We start from the raw sequence: 20,695 nt of genomic DNA on the forward strand, positions 1-20,695 counted from the left end.
ACCGCGACGGCCGGGGGGCGAACAACACAGCCCCTGGGTATGCCGACCGCCTTGCAGTATACGACGGCGGCGGCAGGCGCTGCAATCACGATCGGTTCTGAAACGGCGAAACCGGATGCAAAGGCGAGCGCGAGGGTTGCGCGGATAAGTACGGCGCGAGGGGCCATGATCATGTTCTCCAATTCTTCTTGTCGATGTTCGGTGCCTATCAGGGGCATCTGGACGACAAGTATGGACGCGAGTCTTGCGCCCGCACAGGCCATGATCATGGGGTAGAGGCGACGGCTCCCCCTCAGTACAGACAGGATCACACAGGCTGCTGCGCAAGGGGACAAGGCTTGCCATGATGATTGATCCAACGGCACAAGCAGCAACCTCGGCCCCGATGTCACTGGTCCCGCCAGATCCAGACCTGATCCAACACTTCGGTCGGCTGGTCGATCAATTCGAGAGCCGTATCCTGCAAAGCCTGCTGTCGGCGCCCCGCTTGGTTGCCGATCTGAGTGCCGCAGGCGCCCGTTTGCCGCTGGCCAATGACTTGCTTGTTCATTTGTTTGCGACCAGCCTGGTTCTCGTAGTCCTGTATTGCGGCGTTTCTTTCCTTAGCCGTTCACAGCGGCTTGCAGCGGCGCAAGCGCGCATTCCGGTCATCGCCATGTTACGACTGACGGCCTGGAGTCTCCTTCCGTTTCTGGTGACCGCGCTGGTGGCGCGCACCCTTCTTCTTTACGGCATGGCCGCTCCGGCGGAACAACATGCACTGGCGCGTGATATTGTCCTTGCGGTCGTCGTCTGGCTAGCTTCCGTCACCTTCCTCGATCTGGTCTTGCGCCCCGGTATTCCGCACCTTCGTCTCGTCGCACTGAACGAACAAGGGGCCCGGCGTGCCTTTTGCTGGGGTGCGGCGCTCCTCGCCTTTGCCCAATTTCAGGCAGCGTTACTCGAGACCATGGCTCTGGCTGGAATGCCCGTGTCATCGCTGACCCTGATGGCAGGCCTTGCGGCAACGACGCTTCTGGTTTTCGTGTTGCGCCTGCTGAGACGGCTGGGCCATGACGGGCTGCTGCCGCTCCTGCAGTTTGGCCTCGGCTGGGTCGCAATTCTCGGGGTTCTCCTTTGGATCGCCGGCTGGGTGATGCAGAACATGACGCTGTTCCAAGGCATGAAGGGACTGATCGTCGGCATCCTGATCGCACTGGCTTTCGACCGCTCGATCGCGCTCAGTATCATCCTGTCCCGCCGCCCGACGGTGATGCGGCTGTTGTTCGTCATCCGGGTTGTGGTGGACGCCGTCGTAATCGCTGTCATCCTGCGCGTGGTGGCCGGTTACTGGCTGGTCGGCAGTCTGTCCCTGGTCGATCCGGCACAATGGCCTGAATATTCCAGACGTCTCAACTTTGCCCTTGTCCTTCTTGTCTTTGCAGCGGGGCTTGCCGCACTCATTCACGCGATCATCGAAGCCCGCATCATGCCCCAGGAGGCACTCGGCTCTCTGGAAGACCAAGAGCTGCGCCAGGCGCGGGTTTCGACCGTCCTGCCGATCATCCGGTTCTCCCTTCTAGTGCTCATCGGCGGTGTCTTCTCGCTCGTTGCACTCTCCGCGCTCGGCATCGACACGACGCCGTTGATGGCAGGTGCAGGCATTCTGGGTCTCGCCGTCAGCCTGGGTTCGCAGGCCCTTGTCAAGGACGTGATTTCCGGCGTCTTCTGGATGCTGGACGATGCCTTCCGTCTTGGCGAAGACGTCGAGATCGACGGCAAGCCCGGTCGGATCGAACGCATCCAGATCCGCAGCCTGCGGCTGCGCGGCGGCGATGGTCGTCTTCACAGCATTCCCTATGGCCAGATCGAAGTCGTTGCCAGCCGCAGCCGAAGTTTGGCAACAGCCAGGATCACGATCAGGCTCAGTGAAAGCCCGAGCACCTCGCAGCAGGATCGTCTTCTTCGGCTGGTGGGATCGACGCTTCGCAGCGAACCTGCCATTCATACGGCGATTGTCGGCAAGATAGTGCTTTGCGAAGTTGTGAACGGTGCAGAGGCGCACGAGCTCGGTCTTAGCTTCAATCTATTGCGCGCTTCTGCGCCCGGGGTCCTCTCGCTCATCCCACCCCTCCTCCTTGAGGTCCTTCAGTCCACCAACTTTGCGCTGGCAGGGCGCACGGTCGACGTTCGTATGGTGGATACGCAGCCCAGCGAGGAGACGGCACTGCAAATAGCAGCGTCTACGCCATGATCATGGGATGGCGCCATGACGCGACCTGAACCAGGGTGCGCTCCACAATCGCACGGCGTCCGGCCGGATGCGCTTGAACTGGAGCAACGGAGTGCCCGTCTTGACGGCTGATCTTAGGGAAGCAAAGCAAGGGATTGCCAGCGGCATTGTGGTCCTGGCGCTCGTCCTTGCCGGGTGCTCTCCTGCAGATATGGGGCTATTGCAGCCGGTCCCTGCCGTTGATGCGCAAGCGCGGCAGCTGTCCATGCTGGCGGTCACGACGCGCAAGCCAGAAACCGACAAGAAGGGCTTTCTCTTCGGACACGAACGCGACAGCGCCGTGCACGTCGTTCGGTTGACGATGTCGATGCCGAAAGTTCGCAAGGCGGGCACTCTGCCGGTATCGGCCCGCGATCCCGATCCGAAAACGGAGATCACCCTCGTCACGGCGACACCGCTCACTTATGCCGCGTTCAAGGCCGAAGCGGCCTCACCCGTCGATCCTGCGCAAAAGACGACGCGCGCCATGATCTTTACCCATGGCTTCAATACCCGCTTCGATCAGGCCGCCGTTCGTTATGCGCAGATCATCGAGGATACTCACTTCGACGGTCGACCCATCCTGTTCAGCTGGCCCTCGGAGGGCAGTCCGACCGGCTATGGCTACGACAAGGATTCGGCCAATTACAGCCGCGATGCCTTGCAACAGCTGATCGATGGACTGGCTGAGGAAAAGAGCCTCGAGCGCATCGATATCTTCGCCCACTCCATGGGGACCTGGCTGACGATGGAGACGTTGCGCCAGATGGCGTTGTCGAAGGACAAGGCGGCGCTGGACCGGATCGGGACCATCATCCTGGCGGCTCCCGACATCGATTTCGATGTTTTCCGCACCCAAGTGAGCCAGCTCGGCCCGCTCGCCGGCCGCATCAAGGTCTATGTCTCGGCCGATGACCGCGCGCTGCAGCTGTCGCGCCGCCTTTTCGGCGGCAAGATCCGCGCCGGTGAGACGACCGATCTCGCCCAGTTCCGTGCACTTGGCATCGAAGCCTACGACATTTCCCAGGTGAAGGGCGGTTTCGGCAAGAACCACGGAAAGGCCTTCGGCGACGGCCAGACCATCGCCGGCATCGGTCGCACCCTGTCCAATCGCCCGGGTCCGATCACAACCGGCCTGCAGACACTCGTCGTCGCCGTGCCCAGGCTCGACGATGCCCTTCTGGCTGCGACCGACCAGAGCAGATTCTGAAACGCAAACCCCGTCTGACCAAGAGGAGAATTTCATGAAAACCCGCAACCTGATCCCCGCCGTCCTGTCTCTGTCCCTCTTCATGCCGCTTGCCGCCGAGGCGCAGCAGGAAGCCTTCATGGCGGCCGACAAGAACGGCGACACGCAGCTCGATTCCAGCGAGTTCAAGACCTTCATCGACGCACTGGCGGCTGCCGGCAAACCCATGGCCGTGAAGATCAAGGGGGCGGGACGTTATGGCATGGCCTTCGGCCGGATCGACAAGGACAAGGACGGCATACTGACGCCGACGGAACTTTCCGCGCTGAAGTGAGCCGTGCACACAGGACCTGCCTGGAGAGCCCATCATGAACCGCCTGATCGCCACATTCGCACTTGTGGCCTCCCTCATCCTTTCGACCTGCATGGCGCAGGCCGAAGAGGCGAAGCGCAAGGTCGTGGTCGAAACGCCCGAGAGTGTCGACATCACCCGATATCTGCAATCGACCGGATCGTTCAGCGCGGTCAACGCGGTCGACCTGGTCGCCCGCGTCTCGGGCACGCTTCAGGAGGTCCGATTCCGCGACGGGGATTTCGTCCGCAAGGGGGAGACGATTTTCGTCATCGAGCCGGAGCCCTATCGGATCAGCCTTCTGACGGCTGAGGCGGATCTGAAGCAGCAGCAGGCGAACCTCGAACAGGCGCAAGCGAATGCCGCCCGACAGGAAACCCTCTCGGCGCGGCAGGTCGTCTCCGAAAGCACACGGGAAAGCGCCGACACCCAGAAGCGGGTGGCCGAGGCACAGCTGACGGCGGCGGAGGCGAGGCTGCGCTCTGCCGCTCTCAACCTTTCCTATACCGAGGTGAAGGCTCCGTTCGACGGTATCTTGGGCGCGCGCTCGACGGATCCCGGCGCCTATGTCAATGCCGCCGCTGCACCGAGCCTGGCAACCTTGATCCAGCCCGACCCGCTTCATCTGAATTTTTCCGCCACGGAGCAGGAGGTCATCCTGATCCGCAAGGCGCTTGCCGGCCGCAAGATCAGCCCCAGCGAAGGCAATCCGATCCGGGTGGAAGCCGCTCTCTCCGAAGGCGGCGGATACGGCTATGCCGGAACGCTCGACTATATCGCGCCTGAGATCGACCGAGCAACGGGCACGCTCGGCCTTCGGGCGGTCTTTCCGAATTCGGACCGCTTCCTGTCCTCCGGCATGTTTGCAAGAGTGCGCATCCCTCTCGATACGCGCCGCGTGGTGACCGTTGCCGAAATGGCGATCACCAGCCTGCAGGGCACGCACAGTGTCCTCGTGGTGGACGATAAGGGCGTCGTCCAGCAGCGCAAGGTGACGCTCGGCGACAAAACGCCGGAGGGACGGCGCGAGGTTCTCTCCGGGATCGGCGAGGCGGACCGCGTCGTCACGCTCGGTCTCGGCGGCCTGCGTCCAGGACAGGCGGTCGAGATCGTCGACCAGATCTGACACTTCCCCATTCGTCTGACAGGGAGCCCCCAATGGCCCGGCTTTTCATCGATCGCCCGGTTCTGGCGAATGTGATCGCCATCCTGACGATCATCCTGGGGCTGGTGGCCCTCATGCGCCTGCCGGTCGCACAATATCCTGATGTCGTCCCGCCATCGATCCAGGTGACCGCGCGTTATCCCGGCGCCAATGCGGAAACCATCGTTCAGGATGTCGCGCTTCCCATCGAAAGCCGCGTCAACGGGGTCGAAGGCATGCTCTACATGCAGTCGACCGCGACCAGCGATGGTGCCTATACGCTGACCGTCACATTTGCGATCGGCACCGACCCGGACGAGGCACAGATCCTGGTGCAAAACCGCGTGGCCGGGGCCGTGCCGCTTCTGCCGGATGCCGTCCAGTCGCAGGGCGTCCAGACCGCAAAACGCTCGACCTCGATCCTGGCCATCGTCGCGCTCACCTCCGACAATCCCGATCACGACAGCCTGTTCATGGCGAATTACGGCACGATCAGCCTGGTGGACGAGATCGCCCGCGTGCCCGGGATCGGCGCCGTCAACGTCTTCGGCGCGGGCAGTTATGCTGTCCGCATCTGGATGGATCCGCAGAAGATGGCCGCCCGTGGCCTGGTGCCCTCCGACGTGATGTCGGCCATCCGCCAGCAGAGCCGGACCTCGTCTGCCGGACAGCTGGCGCTGCCGCCCGTGCCGGCCGGGCAGGAGTTTCAGTACACACTGAAGCTTGCCTCCAAGCTCGAAGACGTCGGTGATTTCTCCGGCATCATACTCAAGGTGGGCGACAACGGGGAGATCGTCCGGCTCGCCGATGTGGCGCGCGTGGAACTCGGCGCACAACAATACAGCCAGCAGTTCGCCATCGACGGCAAGCCTGCGGCGGGCCTTGCCCTGTTCCTTCTGCCGGATGCCAACGCGCTGGAGACGATCGCCGCCGTCAAGGCGCGCATGGCCGAGCTTTCGGCTCAGTTTCCGCAGGGCCTTACCTATTCCGTGCCCTTCGACACGACGCTCTTCGTCTCTGCCGCAATCGGCGACGTGTACCATACGCTGATCGAAGCCGCGGTGCTGGTGCTCCTGGTCATTCTGCTCTTCCTGCAGAACTGGCGCGCCACCCTGGTGCCGGCGACGACGGTCCCGGTCACCATCATCGGCGCTTTCGCGGCTCTCGCGCTGTTCGGCTTCTCCATCAACCTTTCCACGCTGTTCGCCATCATCCTTGCGATCGGCATCGTCGTCGATGACGCGATCGTCGTGGTCGAAGCGGCCGCCAAGCATATCGAAACAGGCGTGGCCCCGCGGGAGGCGGCCGCACGCGCCATGGACGAACTCTTCGGCCCGATCATCGGCATCACGCTCGTGCTGCTCGCCGTTTTCCTGCCGGCCTCCTTCCTGCCGGGTCTCAGCGGCGAGATGTACCGGCAGTTCTCGCTGGTGATCGCCGCGACGGCGCTGATCAGCGCCGTCAATGCGGTGACGTTGAAGCCGACCCAATGTGCCCTGTGGCTGAAGCCGCATGCGGAGGGACGGCGAAAGAACCTCCTCTATCGCGGTTTCGACCTTCTCTATGGCGGACTGGAGCGCCTCTATGTCCGTCTGATCCGCCGGATGCTGGACTTCAGCCTCATCCTCTCCGTTCTGGCGCTGCTGCTGGCCGGCCTTGCGGTAGCCTTACTCGCCCGCGTCCCGACCGCTTTCCTCCCGATCGAGGACCAGGGCTATTTTCTGGTGTCCGTCCAGCTTCCGGAAGGGGCATCGCTGGAGCGGACGTCGGCGGCGCTCGAGGATGTGCGGCGGCGCGTCGAGGACATGGAGGCGGTCGACACCGTGGTTGCGATCAGCGGACTGTCTGCCCTGAACGGCAATGCGAGTCTCGCCAATGCTGGCGTGGCCTATGTCATTTTGAAAGACTGGAGCGTGAGAGCCGAAGGCGAGGATTTGCTGTCGCTCTACACCGCCCTTCGCGAGCGGCTGGGCAACCTTCCCGATGGCCAGGCGCTCGTCCTGCCGCCCCCGCCGATCCAGGGGATCGGCAATGCCGCCGGTTTTGCCCTGCAGATCCAGTCGCGGGATGGCAACTTCGACTACGAGCGTCTTGCCGAAGTCGGGGCGAGCGTTGCGCGGATCGCAGCCGGCGATCAGACCTTTCGCGAGGCCTTTAGTCCCTTCCGGGCGGATGCGCCGCAATATGCGGTGCTGATCGACCGCGTGAAGGCGCATAGCCGGAACGTCGATGTCGGTCAGGCCTATGATACCGTCGGCCAGTATATCGGCTCCTCCTATGCCGGTCAGATCAATCTGTTCGGACGCGTCTTCCAGGTCTATGTGCAGGCGGATGCGGAGCGGCGCATCACCGTCTCCGATCTCGAACAGCTGCGGCTGCGGAGCTCGACCGGGCAGATGGTGCCACTCGGCGCCATCGCCGAGGTTCAGGCCGTGACCGGTCCCGCCCTGATCAGCCTCTACAACCTCTATCCCTCCGCGCAGATCATCGGCTCGCAGGCCACCGGCTTCTCGACCGGGCAGGCGCTCGACCGGCTGGACGAGATCACTCAGGACTTGCTACCGGACGGCTATTCGAAGGAATGGACGGCGGTATCCTACCAGGAGCGCGTGCTGGGCGGGCAGATCTATCTCGTCTATGCGCTGAGCCTGCTGCTCGTCTACATCGTGCTCGCCGGCCAATATGAAAGCTGGTGGGCGCCGGTCGGCATCATTGCCACAGTGCCGCTCGCGCTGATCGGCACCGCGCTGACCTTGCTGGCCGTGAATGCCTCGGTCAACCTCTATACGCAGATCGGCCTCGTCCTGCTGATCGCGCTGTCCGCCAAAAATGCGATCCTGATCGTCGAGACTGGACGTCACCTTCGGTTCAAGGAGGGACGGAGCATTGTCGAAGCGGCGCTCGAAGCGGCGGGATCGCGTTTCCGCCCGATCCTGATGACATCGATCGCCTTCATTCTCGGCGTGGTGCCGCTGGTGCTGCAGACCGGCGCCGGAGCCAGCGCCCAGAAGTCGATCGGCATTGCCGTCCTCACCGGCATGCTGGGTTCCACCTGCCTGACCGTCGTCTTCGTGCCGCCCTTCTTCGTCGTCCTGCAACGAATCGAAGAATTTTTCCGAAAGAAGCCGATGATGGTGAAGACGTGACGGCGGTTTCTGTCAGCTGTTGAGAGGCTTAAAGCGCGTGCGGCGCGCAGCGGCAGAAGCGATGATATCCTTGTCCGACATGAGCCAGTGGGCCGTCGGCCAGCGTCTTGCAGAGGTCGGCGCCCGTCGCGACCAATGATTCTGGCTGGCTCCATTCCGCCGATTCGGCGATCGCCATTTCCAGGGAAACACCATCATGACGGGCTTCGAGCGGAGCTGCTCCCAATGCGGTGAAGGCAGGTAGCGTTTCGGTGACATTTGTCCTGGTTCCGGCGATCCGTTGATCATGCAGCCCGTTTCGCTTCGCCGCATACGCTCCTGGCGGGTCTGCGGCAGGTCAGCATAGGTAAGAAGGGCATCAGCCAAGACGCCTCCTAGCTGTCCAGGCCGATCACCTTTTCCAGCTTCTCCCAGGTATCGTCCATCGCATAGGCGGCGAGAAACGGCAGGTTGATATGGCCGTAGAGGGGCGAGAGCTGCCATTCGGCCTCTTCCTCGTCGACGCCCGCCACCTGCTGGAGGAAGATGACCGAGGCAAGTCCGGTGCGGTCGGCGCCTGACATGCAATGGACGAGGATCGGCTGTTCGGCGCTCTTCAAAAGCGCCAGCAATTGCTGCGTTTTTTCCGGCGTCAGATCCTTGCGCGCGGACATGCCGAAATCGATATGCGTGGCGCCATGGGCCGCTGTCGCTGCGACCTCGTCGTCATACCAGCCTTTGCCGACACCTTCGCCGCGCAGGTTGATCACGGTCTTGATGCCGTAGCGGTCGATCTCCTCGCCGAGCCGCACGCCCGAGAGCTGGGCGGACCGATAGAACCGACCGGGAACGACCTCGTGAAAATTACCGGACAGGATGAGAATGCCGACATAGGCGCCGAAGAGCGCGGCCAAAGAGACAATCGAAAGGCCGGTGCGAAACACAACCCTGCGCCAGCGCGACCGATCCCGCACAGATCGGTCGGCAGTTTGGCCAGTATCGTCAAGCCCGCCCATCAACATCCTCATCATCCCGACAGCCTTGTTCGAAATCGGCCATGGAACTCAATTCAGACCTTTCGATGACGCCAAAAGCCGCCCTCTGTCTTGCATCGCCAAATGTGCTTCACCAGTTGCAGCCAGCGGAGCAGACGCGACAGCCCAAATACAACAGCACTATATTCCCTTGCGACATCTGATGAGTTTTCACACCCGCATCAGGAGGCTCGTCTATGCCGCGATGACAAAAGGGCAGCCGCGCTGCTTTCGGCGTCACAACAGCCCGAGTTCCGCCAGCTCCCGTTTCAGGTCATCGGGCATGTCCTCGATATTGGCGCCCGAGGCCGCAAGATCGCGCGGGGCGGCATCCGCATCGAGATAACGCCACCCCTGGAATGGACGGCGCGGCGCGGGGGCGACTTCGATGACCTCGGGTCCCAGGATCAGCTCGCAACGGGATATCCCGTCGCCACCTGTGAAGGTCTTGATGTCCAGGAGTTTTTGCCGGGCCGAGAGCTGACCCTTGATGATCCAGTAGAGCGAGCCGCCGTCGAGCAGTTCTTCCATGCGCTTCGGAACCATGCGGGTGACATGCGAAGAATGCGGCTCCAGCCCCGCCGCGACCGCCACGAGGCAGCGTTCGGCGACCCAGTCCCGCAGGTCGTCAATGGTGTCGGCTCCGACGCAGAGTTTTAGGAGATGGAGTGCCATGCTCTCCGGGATAGCGGGTCTGACCTCAGGGTCAAGGGCAAGGGTGTCGCAGGGGGGCGGTGCTCAACAGTTTCGGTGATTTCTCGACACGGCGTCATCCTCGGGTTTGTCCCGCGGATGACGCCGTAGATGGTATCACGACAGGAGCAAAGCCCCTGCCCGCTTCAACATTCGACAACGTTGACGGCGAGGCCGCCGAGCGAGGTTTCCTTGTATTTCTCGTTCATGTCGTTGCCGGTTTGACGCATGGTTTCGATCGCGGCATCAAGCGGCACAAAATGGACGCCGTCACCCTTGAGCGCCAGTGATGCGGCGGTGACGGCTTTCACGGCACCGAGCGCGTTGCGTTCGATGCACGGGACCTGGACGAGACCCGCGACAGGATCGCAGGTCATGCCTAGATGATGTTCAAGTGCGATCTCGGCGGCGTTTTCGATCTGCTCAGGGGTACCGCCCATGACGGCGGCGAGACCGGCGGCAGCCATGGCCGAGGCTGAACCGACTTCGCCCTGACAGCCGACTTCGGCGCCCGAGATCGATGCATTGTGTTTGATGATCCCGCCGATGGCAGCTGCCGTCAGCAGATAATCGCGAATGCCGTCCTGATCCGCGTCGGGATGGAAATGCAGGTAATAGCGGATGGTCGCCGGAACGACGCCGGCTGCCCCATTGGTTGGCGAGGTGACGACGCGGCCACCGGCCGCATTCTCCTCGTTGACCGCCATGGCATAGACCGACAGCCAGTCATTGGCGAGAACCGGGTTCAGGCGGTTGGAGCGCCACTCCTCCTGCAGCTTGTCGTGGATCGATTTGGCGCGCCGGCGAACTTTCAGGCCACCCGGCAGCTGCCCGTCCTGTCGCAAACCGCGATCGATGCAGCTGAGCATTGCATCCCAGATCCGGTCGAGCCCGGCATCAAGATCCTCGCGCGAGCGCACCACTTCCTCGTTGGCCCGCTTCATCTGCGCGATGGTGAGCCCGGAGGATGCGGCCATAGCCAGCATTTCCTTGGCCGAGGCAAAGGGATAAGGCACCTTCTGGCTCGAGGCCTGCTTCTTCTGCTTTTGCAGGGCAAGAAGCTCGGTATCGGTGACGACAAAACCGCCGCCGATCGAATAATAGATCTGGGTCAGCAGAACGCGGCCGTCCTTGTCGAGTGCCGACAGCCGCATGCCGTTGGCGTGGCCCGAAAGCGGCGTCTTCTTATCGTAGACGAGATCGTCCTTCGGCTGGAAATAATAGGAGGGATGCCCGGGGGGCGTGACGCGGCCTGTGCGCTCGACCTCGGCGATAATGCCCTCCATGCGATCCGGATCAATACTGTCAGGCGCCTCCCCCATCAGCCCGATGATCACGGCATTGCCGGTGCCATGGCCGATGCCGGTATAGGCGAGCGAACCGTGCAGACTGGCCTTGAGCGCCGCGACATGGGCGCCGGCCGGGCGAGGCCACTGGTCTGAAAGGATGAGGTCGAGAAACCGGTTGGCCGCCGTCATCGGACCCATAGTGTGGGAACTCGAGGGGCCGACGCCGATCTTGAACACGTCGAAAACCGAAAGAAACATGAGGCTCCTCGCATGCAGTCATCAAAGCGTAAACGCTAAAGCATCGCCTGTCACGAATGCGCCTTGCAATCGACATCGGCTTTCATGGCCGCGACATGACGGAGATGGTGTTCGGGAGCCTGAAAAGCAAACAGCGCGGTCGAGACGACCGCGCTGTTTGGAATGCTGCATGTGAAGTGTCAGATGCTGCCGAACAGATAAGCCAGGCAAAGGACGCCGGCGAAACCCATGAGAGCGCGAAATGTGACACCCCAACACGACTTCTGGAAACTGCTTTCCATGGAAACTCCAGATGAAGTCACTTGGTGATTAAAGCCGTCCCCCGACCGCTTTATGGACCCTCATGTATTAAAACCCGGCCCGTTTCGCAACTGCAAAAATGGCAAAAGCATGGCGCATTTTGCGCTGCAGGCATGCGTTGCGTGCATGGATATGTGAAATTACAATGTGATAGCCAGGGCGATCGTTAACAACATCCGCCTGATGGCCGCCCCAATTCGGGCCAAAATCTTGAAACTGGTTAATTGCCATTGTGGAGAACCGCGGGCGCGGGATAATTCCGCGAGCCAGAAGGGGGAATCGTTTGATGCTCGTCGCCGATTATGCTGCTCTCGCGCTGTTCGTGCTGCTCTGGGTTGCCTATGCCTGGATCACCGGCAGCCGCCGCATCCTGTCTCGCACCAGCCTGACCAAGGCCATGGCCGAACGGCGCCGGGACTGGATCCTGAATTCGCTTAACCGCGACCTGAAGATGATCGACACTCAGATCATGGGCGGATTGCAGAACGGGACGGCCTTTTTTGCTTCGACCACCATCTTTGCGATTGGCGGCTGCTTTGCCCTGTTGGGCGCGACCGAGCAGGTGGACGCGATCCTGAAAGACATACCCTTCATTGTTCAGGGCGGCCGGGCGACTTTCGAATTGAAGGTCTGCGGGCTGATCGCGCTGTTTGCCTATTCCTTCTTCAAGTTCGGCTGGTCCTATCGGCTCTTCAACTATTGCACCATTCTCTTTGGCGCCATCCCGATGACCGACGAGGCGCGCGAGCATCCGGCGCGCACCATGGCCGCGGCTGAGCGTGCGATCCAGATGAACATCATCGCCGCCAGCCACTTCAACATGGGCTTGAGGGCGATCTTCTACTCGATCGGCTATCTCGGCTGGTTTGTCAGCCCCTGGATCTTCATGCTGGCATCGGGCACGGTCTTCGTGGTGCTGATCCGGCGACAATATTTCTCGGAGGCGCGCCGCGCGCTTCTGAACGATCTGGCCGACTGACCGACAGGGCTTCAAGGAGACCGGGGACAACCTGCTGCCGGTCATGAAATCGCCGCCTTTGCACGATGAGCCACGGCCACGAGCGCAGGCCGCAGACATCGCGGCGATCAGTACGACCGATGGAGGACGACGCGTGCCAGACAGCATTCCGGACAACGCGCAGACTTCGCCCGAGATCACCCGCGCACGGCCCCGCCTGCTCTGGCTGGACGCGTTCCGCGGTCTGGCGCTCATCGCCATGGCGTCCTACCACTTCAGCTGGGACCTGGAATTCTTCGGCTATCTCGCGCCGGGCACCTCCACCGAAGGTTTTTTGCGGTTCTACGCCCGCTCGATCGCCTCTACTTTCCTTTTCCTCGCCGGCTTCAGCCTCGTGCTCGCGCACTACCCGAAACTGCGCGTTGAGGCTTTCCTGCGCCGCTTCGCGGTGATCCTCGCCGCGGCGCTTGCGATCACGGCAGCCACCTGGTGGTTCGTGCCGGATGGACTGATCTTCTTCGGCATCCTGCATGCCATGGCGCTCGGCAGCCTGGTGGGTCTGGTTTTCCTGCGCCTGCCGGTGATCGTCACGCTTGCAGTCGCACTTTGCGCCATGGTGCTGCCGAACGTCTATCGCTCGCCGATCTTCGACACGCCGCTTCTGTGGTTTGCCGGTCTCTCGGAACACCTGCCCCGCTCCAACGACTATGTGCCGCTCTTCCCCTGGATCGGAGCGCTTCTGATCGGGATTGCGGTCGCCCGCCTGCTGGTGGACTACAATCTGCTCGCCCGCCTGACGCGCCTGCCGGAAGGCCCCGCCTGGCTGCGCTGGGGCGGAAGGCATTCGCTCACCGTCTACCTGCTGCACCAGCCAGTGCTGATCGCGTTGGTTTTTGCCGCAAGCCAGGTCGTGCCGCCGCCGGCGCCGGATCCGATCGAATCCTATATCGGCAGCTGCGAGCCGGCCTGCCAACAGCAAGGAAATTCTGCCGAGATCTGCAAGGCTTTCTGCGCCTGTACGCTGGACCGTCTGCAGGCCCAGAGCCTGCTGGAACCGCTCCAGTCTGGCGCAATCTTGCCGGATCAGGATGAGCGTATTCTGGCGCTGGCCTCCGAATGCACAGCCAAGATACAGACCACGCCGTAACGGGGAAATTCATCATGAATGCCTACCGTGCGAAGCCCCTGCGTTATCCCTGGCCGCCGTTGATTTACGGTGGCGCCGTGACCCTGGCACTGGCCGCCGAACGGCTGGTTGTGCCGCTCCCGCTCTCGTCACCGAGCCCCGTCCTGCTGCCGATCGCCGGCTTTGCGCTCGCGCTTCTCGCCGTCAGCCTCGACATATGGGCGGTGAAGACGCTCCTGGAGCGGCAGACGGCCGTACTCGGCACGGGCTGCGCCCGACATCTCGTCACCTGCGGTCCCTTCCGCTTCACGCGCAACCCGATTTATCTCGGCTACACGCTGCTGACACTCTCGATCGGGTTGATCAGCGCCAGCGCCTGGTTCCTGCCGGCCGCGATCCTGGCCGCCCTCACCGCCCAATGGGCGGTGATCCGTTGCGAGGAACAGCACCTCGAACAGCGGTTCGGCTTCGACTACGAATGTTATTGCAAGCGCACCCGACGGTGGATCTGAACAAATGCGAGAGGAGGCCTAGAAGAGCTGTCTCAGCTGCCGACGCCGATTTCGACGAGGCGGGTCAGACAGGCTTCTTCGGCCTGATCAAGTTCCGTCAGAGTCTCGTCGATATCACGGCGCTTCTGGCGCAGGTCTTCGCGCTTCTCGTCGATCTTCTTCATCATCAGCTTGAGCTGGCCGATTTCGCCCGGCGGCTCCTTGTAGACGTGGACGATTTCGCGGATCTCGTTGATGGTGAAGCCGATGCGCCGGCCGCGCAGAATTTCCTGCAACAGACGCCTGTCCGCAGCACGGTATAGGCGCGTGCGACCGCGCCGCTCCGGATGAATGAGGCCTTCGTCTTCGTAGAATCGGAGCGTGCGCGTGGAAACGCCGAATTCACGCGTCAGCTCTGTTATGCTATAATACTTCTTCACGTCCGGTTCGTCCCTGTGCGTCGGGACATAATATTGACTTTTACGTACAAGTCAATTTTTGCGACAGTTACATGAACCACCAGGTGGCAAGACCGAGGAACGAGAAGAAGCCGGTGATGTCGGTGACGGTGGTGACGAAGACGGCAGAGGCCACGGCCGGATCGGTGCCGATGCGGTCCAGCAACAGCGGAATGAGGATCCCGGCAATCGCCGCCGCCATCATGTTGATCAGCATGGCGGCTGCGATGATGCCGCCGATATTGGGGTCGTGAAACCAGAAACCGGCAACGATCCCGATCAGCACGCCGAAGATCATGCCGTTCAGAAGCCCGACACCTGCTTCGCGTCGCACGACCCGGACGGCATTGTGAATGTCGAGATTGCGGGTGGCGAGCGCCCGCACCGTGACCGTCATGGTCTGCGAGCCCGCGTTTCCGCCCATGCCGGCCACGATCGGCATCAGGACGGCGAGCGCCACGATCTGCTCGATCGTCGCCTCGAACAGCGAGATCACGGAGGCCGCGAGGATCGCCGTCACCAGATTGACCGCGAGCCACGGCACCCGCGAGCGCGAGGTCTCAGCCACGCTGTCCGAGAGTTCTTCGTCGCCAACGCCGCCGAGGCGCAGCAAGTCCTCCTCCGCCTCTTCCTGGATGACGTCGACCACGTCGTCGATGGTCAGCACGCCGACGAGCCGGTCGTTTTCGTCGACGACGGCGGCCGACAGAAGGTCGTATTGTTCGAAGAGCTGCGCCGCCTCTTCCTGGTCCATTTCGGCCGGGATCGGGTGGTTGGTCTCGTGCATGATGCTCTCGATCTTCACCTGGCGCTTGGTGCGCAGGATCGCATCGAGCTTGACGGCGCCGAGCAGTTTGAAGGTGGGATCGATGACGAAGATCTGCGTGAAGTTTTCCGGCAGCTCTTCTTCCTCACGCATGTAGTCGATCGTCTGGCCGACCGTCCAGAACGGCGGCACGGCGACGAATTCCGTCTGCATGCGCCGGCCGGCCGAGCTTTCGGGATAATCCAGTGCCCGCCGCAGGCGCACCCGTTCGGTGAACGGCAACTGGGCGAGGATTTCCTCGCGGTCATCGTCGTCGAGGTCTTCGAGAATGTAGACGGCGTCGTCCGAATCGAGATCGCCGATCGCGGCTGCGATCTGCTCGTTCGGCATCTGGTCGACGATCTGCATGCGGATCGCTTCGTCGACCTCGGTCAGCGCCGTCATGTCGAAATCGTCGCCGAGCAGGCGCACGAGGGCGACGCGCTGGTCCGGCTGGATCGCCTCGATCAGGTGACCGAGTTCCGATTCGTGCAGCTTGGCCACATGCTGGCGCAGGAACAGCACATCACGATCGGCAATCGCTGCGCCGACCATGGTCAGGAACTCGTGGCGGATATAGCCTTCGTCGTCGTAGATGTCGGCCTGAACCTCTTCGGCCACCGGGCGGTCGAGGATGTCCTCTTCGGTCTCTGTCATCTGCCCGCCCTCGCCTGCCCTGAAGCCCTGGTTCGCTGCCCCGGAGAATGGCGGCAAAAATCCTCATGTCAACAATCGGATAGCGCGATACCGCAATGCCTGTTCAAAGCTGCGTGCATGCTGCTACCCTGATTTTATTGCCCGGTCCAGCCTACCGGGCAGAGCCGTCTCCAGAAAGCCTGAGCCCCGTGACCCTGCTGACCATCTGCCGTTATCCGGACCCCGCCCTCAAAACACTCTGCACACCGGTAGCCGACTTTGACGCGGCACTGGTTTGCCTGCTCGACGATCTCGATCAGACGATGAAGGCCGCCCCCGGCGTCGGCATCACGGCTGCCCATTGTGGCATATTCAAACGGGTCGTTGTGCTCGACCTGCCGGAGATCGGCGGACGGCGTGACTTCGTTAATCCGGAGATCCTGGAGACATCGGTCGAGACCATGACCCACGTCGAAGGCAGCGTCTCCATGCCAGGCTTCACGGAAGAGGTGACGCGGCCACGCCGCATCACGCTGCGCTACCAGACGACCGACGGCAGCGTGAGCACCGAAAACTTCGACGGTTTCCCGGCCATCTGCCTGCAGCACGAGGTGGACCAGCTGGATGGTATCTTCTGGATCGGGCGTCTGTCGCGGTTGAAGCGCGAACGGCTCTTGAAGAAATGGGAGAAGGCGAGCCGCTGAAGGTGGTGATGCCGAACAAAAGCGCGGCCAAGACGTTGATCTGCATCTCTCATGATGAAGGAGCCATGCCATGGCCAAGGATGACCGCAAGACCGACTTCTCCACCGAAGAGGAATTCCGCGACGACGACCAGCGCAACATTGCCGATGGCTGGCCCTATGCCGATGGCGAAGGCGCGACAGCGGCCCCGATCGCAAATCGGGGTTATGGTGAAACGGGTGCCAATTTCGACCAGGATCGCAACCAGGGCTTTCGCGTCGACAATGTCAACGCCGACGGCTTCGAGCCGGAGCCGGCGATCCCGGTCCTGCCGACCACAGACGGGCGCGAGGATGACGACCAACTCGAATCCGATGTGGCAACAGCGCTGGAAGACTTCGATGACGTGGTGCTGAACGGGCTGGACATCCACGTCGACGCTCATGTCGTGACCCTTCGGGGCGCAGTCGACACCGCCGAGGAGCGCCGCAAAATCGAGCTCAAGGTACTCGGAGTGACCGGCGTGAGCCAGGTCAAGAACTTCATCACTACGCTCGGCGTCGACAGCCATATCCCCGACGAGGATTGAGGGCAGCACTTTGCGCCGCCGAACGGATCAAACAAAAAGCCCGGCGAGAGTCGGGCTTTTTGTTTTCAACCGTGTCTATGAGATCCGGTGACCGCTGGACCACATCTCAGGACAAGACAAACTTTCCGGCGCGCGGACCGCTGAGGATCACCTGCCAGCTCCGCTTGTTGTCGAAGTTCTGCCGGGCAAGGAACGTATAGCCGGTGGATTTCCAAGATTTGACCGAGCCCGACAGGTTATCGAGAATGTAGTCCCCGTCGCTGAGACGGGCCATCAGGACTGCGTGATTGTTGCCGCGACGATCGAGCACGACGGTCATGGCGAGCTTGTTCGCCGGAAAGCCCGCATCGATCAGCTGCTTCTTCTTCGCCAGCGCGTAGTCTTCGCAGTCGCCGCGATTGTTGGTCGGCAGCACCCACTGATCCCGCCCCATGTCATGAACCGGACGAACGCGGGCATTGACCGCGCGGTTGACGGAAGCCAGCAGGTTTTTCGCCTCTCCGTCGGCCAGTGTCTTGCCGCCCTTGTTGGCACAGAGCCAGTTGTAGCGTGAGCAGGCGCCGGCAAAGCCCTTCGGCGCCATGATGGAGCGCTGCGCCGGAATGAACGAACCGGCATACCCGGTGGAAGCGGTGGAAACGAGCGTCGCCACACAAAGCGCGGCCGCCAGAAGCTGTTTTTTCATGTCGATCCCCTGTCCCTTGCGGCCATTTGGCCCGCTTGTTGTGGGGATGGTTGTAGCGCGGCACCCGTTCCGGTCCGGTGAAGTCGATCGATAAAAATTTATACAACGCTATTTTTCAAATTTCTTTGGATAGGAATCGACCAAAGGACATAAAAAAATCGCCTAGATTCAGGCAACGAAATAACAAATTATTTCCATCGAGAGTTATATTTCATCGAAGGCAATACAACAGCAAAAAACATCTGTCCTGATCGAAAACAGCCACCATGGGCTGTCAAATTAATAAACGTTTAACCGTTTACCACACGGATTTCATTTTGGTCTTACCCAAAAATGGTCTTTGTCAACAGCTGACGGATCACCTAACAGGGCACATTAGCAATTCATCAACTCTAACAGAGGGTTAACAATATGAAGAAAGTCGGCGTTCTGGTCGCCATCAAGATGGCTGCCCTGCTGGCTGGGACGGCACTGTCGTCCGGACCTGTTTCCGCGCAATCCGTCATCGACTGCAATGTCGTTAAGCCTGGCACTGTCGAGGCGGCCCTCTGTACGCCGACGGCGACCCTACCGAGCGATTTTGTCACCACCATCAATGACCGCGACGGCAGCAAGAACCGTTTGGTGCAGACGGTTGTGAAGCCGACGAAGCCCGGCAGTGAAGTCGAGATCCCGGTCGACGAAACGCCGGTTGACGACGGCAACGAGGAAGACCCGTCTGCTGACACGCCGCCTGTCGACACGCCTCCTGTCGAGACGCCGACATTCCCACCGGCGAAGCCGCCCTTCGAGGTTCCGCCGGCACCCCCTCTCGACCTGCCGACTCCCCCCACCGAGCTTCCGCCGGCACGCCCGGGCGATCCGCCGGTGTCTACGCCGGACCAACCGCAGCAAGAGGAGCCATCGGCGCCAGTCGAACACGGAAAGCCGGATGAAACCGGCCCGAAAGTCGAACACCCAAACAATGGTGCCGACAACAACACCGGAGAAAACAACGGTGGCGGTGACAACAACGACACGTCCGGCAGCCCCGGCAATAGCGGCGACACACCGGCCGGCAACGGCGGCAATGGCGGCAGTGGCGGCAATGGCGGCAACACCGGCGCTGACGCCGGCGGCGGGGCCGGCAATGGTGCCTCGGACAATGGTGGAGGGACAGGTGCCGGTGGAAACGCTGGTGGCAATAGCGGTGGAAACGCCGGCGATAATGCCGGCGGCACTGGCGCCGGAGCCGGCGGTTCCCAGGGCCAGAACAACAATGGCGGCCAGAACAACCAGGGCGCCAACAATCAGGGCGGCACGAACAACGCCGGCGGCACCGCTCCCGGCAACAGCGGCAACGCCCCGGGCCGCAACAAGAAGTGATTTGTTGGGTTATCGGCAAGCGTCATGCCCGGCTTCATAGCCGGGCATTTTGTTTGTTCATGTGCTAGAGCCGTTGATGAGCCAACGCGCAGGCTCGGCAAGGCGTCTGTGGGGCATGCTCCTGCGAGGCACCTCCGCCGACGCAAAGCGCGGCGGCGTTCGCAACCCGTGAAGGGAATGATATGGACGCGCATCCGAGACGCTAAAACAAAAAACCCGGCGCAAGCGCCGGGTTTTTTTGGTGCGGTCGAGAAGACTCGAACTTCCACGGGTTGCCCCACAGCGACCTCAACGCTGCGCGTCTACCAATTCCGCCACGACCGCATCGTGGTAGGCCGAATTGCTCCGGCGGGGGTGCATGTAGCAAAAGCATTCGGGGTCCACAAGCCCGCCATGACAGATTTTTGAAAATTCGTTCCAGCCGGTGGATAACCCGTCCGAAAGACCGGGCCGACCACTCTTGAACTGCCGCCTCTTTCTTGCCAAGTAAAAGGAAAACAAGGCTTTTCAGCCTTTCTCCCGGAAGACGGATTTCTCATGCAGCGCACCGATCTCGACCATCACATGTTTGCCCGCGAGGACTGTCCGCCAGTGCGCTGGCGGGTTTCCGACGGCCTCGTGGCTTATGACGATGCGGTCGCCGAAATGGAGCGCCAGGTGGGTCTGATTGCCGATGGTGCAGCCGACGAATTGGTCTGGCTGGTGGAACATCCGCCGCTCTATACGGCCGGCACCAGTGCCGATTCCAAGGATTTGATCGAGCCGGATCGGTTCCCGGTCTTTGCCACCGGCCGCGGCGGCGAATACACCTATCACGGCCCCGGCCAGCGGGTGGCCTATGTCATGCTCGATCTGAAACGCCGGCGCCAGGATGTGCGTGCCTATGTGGGGGCACTGGAAGAAGTGGTGATCCGCACGCTGGACAGCATGAACGTCAAGGGCGAGCGCCGCGAAGACCGAGTGGGGGTCTGGGTGCGGCGGCCGGAGCGGCCGCCCCTGCCCGATGGCACCATGGCCGAAGACAAGATCGCAGCACTCGGTATTCGCCTCAGGAAATGGGTGAGTTTTCACGGGCTTTCGATCAATGTCGATCCGGATCTCAGCCATTTTTCCGGCATCGTTCCCTGCGGCATCTCTGCTTATGGGGTGACGAGCCTCGTGGATCTCGGCCTGCCGGTGATGATGGCCGATGTCGACATGCGGCTGCGCGAGGCTTTCGAAGAGATTTTCGGCCCGACGGTCAGTGAAGCGTGACGGTCGCTGC

19 protein-coding genes and 1 tRNA gene are annotated in these 20,695 nt (G+C 61.8%); 12 read left to right on the top strand and 8 right to left on the bottom strand.

The features are described from left to right. Positions 1 to 343: 343 nt before the first annotated feature. The 5 genes from FJQ55_RS10340 (at position 344) to FJQ55_RS10360 (ending at position 8,082) form a co-directional block, all read left to right on the top strand. On the top strand, positions 344 to 2,233 hold the full coding sequence (locus FJQ55_RS10340) for a mechanosensitive ion channel family protein (RefSeq protein WP_140827698.1): 1,890 nt from the start codon (positions 344 to 346) through the stop codon (positions 2,231 to 2,233). A 100-nt stretch (positions 2,234 to 2,333) separates the two neighbouring features. Continuing rightward, a complete protein-coding gene (locus FJQ55_RS10345) occupies positions 2,334 to 3,461 on the top strand; it encodes an alpha/beta hydrolase (RefSeq protein ID WP_161596974.1) in 1,128 nt (375 codons plus the stop codon). A gap of 34 nt (positions 3,462 to 3,495) precedes the next feature. Continuing rightward, positions 3,496 to 3,774: an EF-hand domain-containing protein gene (locus FJQ55_RS10350; RefSeq protein WP_161596975.1), complete on the top strand. Its 279-nt coding sequence runs from the start codon at positions 3,496 to 3,498 to the stop codon at positions 3,772 to 3,774. Positions 3,775 to 3,808: 34 nt separating this feature from the next. Next, positions 3,809 to 4,918, top strand: a complete 1,110-nt coding sequence (locus FJQ55_RS10355; protein WP_140827704.1) for an efflux RND transporter periplasmic adaptor subunit — start codon at positions 3,809 to 3,811, stop codon at positions 4,916 to 4,918. Between the two features lie 32 nt (positions 4,919 to 4,950). Next, entirely contained in the window at positions 4,951 to 8,082 is a 3,132-nt protein-coding gene (locus tag FJQ55_RS10360) for an efflux RND transporter permease subunit (RefSeq protein WP_140827706.1), read from the top strand. A 374-nt stretch (positions 8,083 to 8,456) separates the two neighbouring features. Here the strand turns inward: FJQ55_RS10360 and FJQ55_RS10365 are convergent, their stop codons facing one another. The 4 genes from FJQ55_RS10365 to FJQ55_RS10380 form a co-directional block, all read right to left on the bottom strand. Further along, the gene (locus tag FJQ55_RS10365) at positions 8,457 to 9,077 is read right to left on the bottom strand and encodes a tyrosine-protein phosphatase (RefSeq protein WP_140827708.1); all 621 of its coding nucleotides are present in this window, start codon (positions 9,075 to 9,077) and stop codon (positions 8,457 to 8,459) included. Positions 9,078 to 9,332: 255 nt separating this feature from the next. Continuing rightward, positions 9,333 to 9,770, bottom strand: coding sequence for a DUF1489 family protein (locus tag FJQ55_RS10370; protein ID WP_140827709.1), 438 nt, complete (start codon positions 9,768 to 9,770; stop codon positions 9,333 to 9,335). A gap of 164 nt (positions 9,771 to 9,934) precedes the next feature. Next, positions 9,935 to 11,335 (bottom strand): L-serine ammonia-lyase, encoded by a 1,401-nt coding sequence (locus FJQ55_RS10375; RefSeq protein ID WP_140827711.1) that lies wholly within the window; start codon positions 11,333 to 11,335, stop codon positions 9,935 to 9,937. A 348-nt stretch (positions 11,336 to 11,683) separates the two neighbouring features. Then, the gene (locus FJQ55_RS10380; RefSeq protein ID WP_140827713.1) at positions 11,684 to 11,866 is read right to left on the bottom strand and encodes a hypothetical protein; all 183 of its coding nucleotides are present in this window, start codon (positions 11,864 to 11,866) and stop codon (positions 11,684 to 11,686) included. Positions 11,867 to 11,921: 55 nt separating this feature from the next. Between FJQ55_RS10380 and FJQ55_RS10385 the strand changes: the two genes are divergently transcribed. The 3 genes from FJQ55_RS10385 to FJQ55_RS10395 all read left to right on the top strand — a co-directional run bounded on the left by FJQ55_RS10385 (position 11,922) and on the right by FJQ55_RS10395 (position 14,231). Next, a complete protein-coding gene (locus FJQ55_RS10385) occupies positions 11,922 to 12,614 on the top strand; it encodes a DUF599 domain-containing protein (protein ID WP_140827715.1) in 693 nt (230 codons plus the stop codon). A 133-nt stretch (positions 12,615 to 12,747) separates the two neighbouring features. Next, positions 12,748 to 13,740, top strand: coding sequence for an acetyltransferase domain-containing protein (locus FJQ55_RS10390; protein WP_246085069.1), 993 nt, complete (start codon positions 12,748 to 12,750; stop codon positions 13,738 to 13,740). Positions 13,741 to 13,754: 14 nt separating this feature from the next. Then, complete coding sequence (locus FJQ55_RS10395) at positions 13,755 to 14,231, top strand: methyltransferase family protein (RefSeq protein WP_140827719.1); 477 nt, start codon at positions 13,755 to 13,757, stop codon at positions 14,229 to 14,231. 32 nt (positions 14,232 to 14,263) lie between these two features. Here the strand turns inward: FJQ55_RS10395 and FJQ55_RS10400 are convergent, their stop codons facing one another. Together FJQ55_RS10400 and mgtE are read right to left on the bottom strand one after the other, a co-directional pair. Further along, positions 14,264 to 14,650, bottom strand: a complete 387-nt coding sequence (locus FJQ55_RS10400) for a MerR family transcriptional regulator (protein WP_062278418.1) — start codon at positions 14,648 to 14,650, stop codon at positions 14,264 to 14,266. 67 nt (positions 14,651 to 14,717) lie between these two features. After that, positions 14,718 to 16,130: a magnesium transporter gene (gene mgtE, locus FJQ55_RS10405; RefSeq protein ID WP_140827721.1), complete on the bottom strand. Its 1,413-nt coding sequence runs from the start codon at positions 16,128 to 16,130 to the stop codon at positions 14,718 to 14,720. Positions 16,131 to 16,318: 188 nt separating this feature from the next. Between mgtE and FJQ55_RS10410 the strand changes: the two genes are divergently transcribed. Both FJQ55_RS10410 and FJQ55_RS10415 read left to right on the top strand, forming a co-directional pair. Next, positions 16,319 to 16,813 carry a peptide deformylase gene (locus FJQ55_RS10410; RefSeq protein ID WP_140827723.1) on the top strand — a complete coding sequence of 165 codons (495 nt, stop codon included), beginning with the start codon at positions 16,319 to 16,321 and terminating at the stop codon, positions 16,811 to 16,813. A 70-nt stretch (positions 16,814 to 16,883) separates the two neighbouring features. Beyond that, positions 16,884 to 17,381, top strand: a complete 498-nt coding sequence (locus tag FJQ55_RS10415; protein WP_140827725.1) for a BON domain-containing protein — start codon at positions 16,884 to 16,886, stop codon at positions 17,379 to 17,381. Positions 17,382 to 17,487: 106 nt separating this feature from the next. Here the strand turns inward: FJQ55_RS10415 and FJQ55_RS10420 are convergent, their stop codons facing one another. Beyond that, complete coding sequence (locus tag FJQ55_RS10420) at positions 17,488 to 18,066, bottom strand: transglutaminase-like cysteine peptidase (RefSeq protein WP_140827727.1); 579 nt, start codon at positions 18,064 to 18,066, stop codon at positions 17,488 to 17,490. Positions 18,067 to 18,477: 411 nt separating this feature from the next. Here FJQ55_RS10420 and FJQ55_RS23870 point away from each other — a divergent pair, with 411 nt between their 5' ends. Beyond that, positions 18,478 to 19,431 (top strand): hypothetical protein, encoded by a 954-nt coding sequence (locus FJQ55_RS23870; protein ID WP_140827729.1) that lies wholly within the window; start codon positions 18,478 to 18,480, stop codon positions 19,429 to 19,431. A 239-nt stretch (positions 19,432 to 19,670) separates the two neighbouring features. On the opposite strand, the gene FJQ55_RS10430 is transcribed toward FJQ55_RS23870, so the two are convergent. Next, positions 19,671 to 19,755 (bottom strand) — tRNA-Leu (locus tag FJQ55_RS10430). 213 nt (positions 19,756 to 19,968) lie between these two features. On the opposite strand from FJQ55_RS10430, the gene lipB reads away from it, so the two are divergent. After that, on the top strand, positions 19,969 to 20,685 hold the full coding sequence (gene lipB / locus FJQ55_RS10435) for a lipoyl(octanoyl) transferase LipB (RefSeq protein ID WP_140827731.1): 717 nt from the start codon (positions 19,969 to 19,971) through the stop codon (positions 20,683 to 20,685). Positions 20,686 to 20,695 lie beyond the last annotated feature (10 nt).

The sequence above is a fragment of the Rhizobium glycinendophyticum genome (assembly GCF_006443685.1).
In the GTDB taxonomy this organism is placed as follows: Bacteria; Pseudomonadota; Alphaproteobacteria; order Rhizobiales; family Rhizobiaceae; genus Allorhizobium; species Allorhizobium glycinendophyticum.

Bases quoted from the DNA above. Each gene is read 5' to 3' on its own strand.
- FJQ55_RS10340 (WP_140827698.1), top strand. From the start codon at position 344: ATGATGATTGATCCAACGGCACAAGCAGCAACCTCGGCCCCGATGTCA.
- FJQ55_RS10350 (WP_161596975.1), top strand. From the start codon at position 3,496: ATGAAAACCCGCAACCTGATCCCCGCCGTCCTGTCTCTGTCCCTCTTC.
- FJQ55_RS10355 (WP_140827704.1), top strand. From the start codon at position 3,809: ATGAACCGCCTGATCGCCACATTCGCACTTGTGGCCTCCCTCATCCTT.
- FJQ55_RS10360 (WP_140827706.1), top strand. From the start codon at position 4,951: ATGGCCCGGCTTTTCATCGATCGCCCGGTTCTGGCGAATGTGATCGCC.
- FJQ55_RS10365 (WP_140827708.1), bottom strand. From the start codon at position 9,077: ATGGGCGGGCTTGACGATACTGGCCAAACTGCCGACCGATCTGTGCGG.
- FJQ55_RS10370 (WP_140827709.1), bottom strand. From the start codon at position 9,770: ATGGCACTCCATCTCCTAAAACTCTGCGTCGGAGCCGACACCATTGAC.
- FJQ55_RS10375 (WP_140827711.1), bottom strand. From the start codon at position 11,335: ATGTTTCTTTCGGTTTTCGACGTGTTCAAGATCGGCGTCGGCCCCTCG.
- FJQ55_RS10380 (WP_140827713.1), bottom strand. From the start codon at position 11,866: ATGGCAATTAACCAGTTTCAAGATTTTGGCCCGAATTGGGGCGGCCAT.
- FJQ55_RS10385 (WP_140827715.1), top strand. From the start codon at position 11,922: ATGCTCGTCGCCGATTATGCTGCTCTCGCGCTGTTCGTGCTGCTCTGG.
- FJQ55_RS10395 (WP_140827719.1), top strand. From the start codon at position 13,755: ATGAATGCCTACCGTGCGAAGCCCCTGCGTTATCCCTGGCCGCCGTTG.
- mgtE (WP_140827721.1), bottom strand. From the start codon at position 16,130: ATGACAGAGACCGAAGAGGACATCCTCGACCGCCCGGTGGCCGAAGAG.
- FJQ55_RS10415 (WP_140827725.1), top strand. From the start codon at position 16,884: ATGGCCAAGGATGACCGCAAGACCGACTTCTCCACCGAAGAGGAATTC.
- FJQ55_RS10420 (WP_140827727.1), bottom strand. From the start codon at position 18,066: ATGAAAAAACAGCTTCTGGCGGCCGCGCTTTGTGTGGCGACGCTCGTT.
- FJQ55_RS23870 (WP_140827729.1), top strand. From the start codon at position 18,478: ATGAAGAAAGTCGGCGTTCTGGTCGCCATCAAGATGGCTGCCCTGCTG.
- lipB (WP_140827731.1), top strand. From the start codon at position 19,969: ATGCAGCGCACCGATCTCGACCATCACATGTTTGCCCGCGAGGACTGT.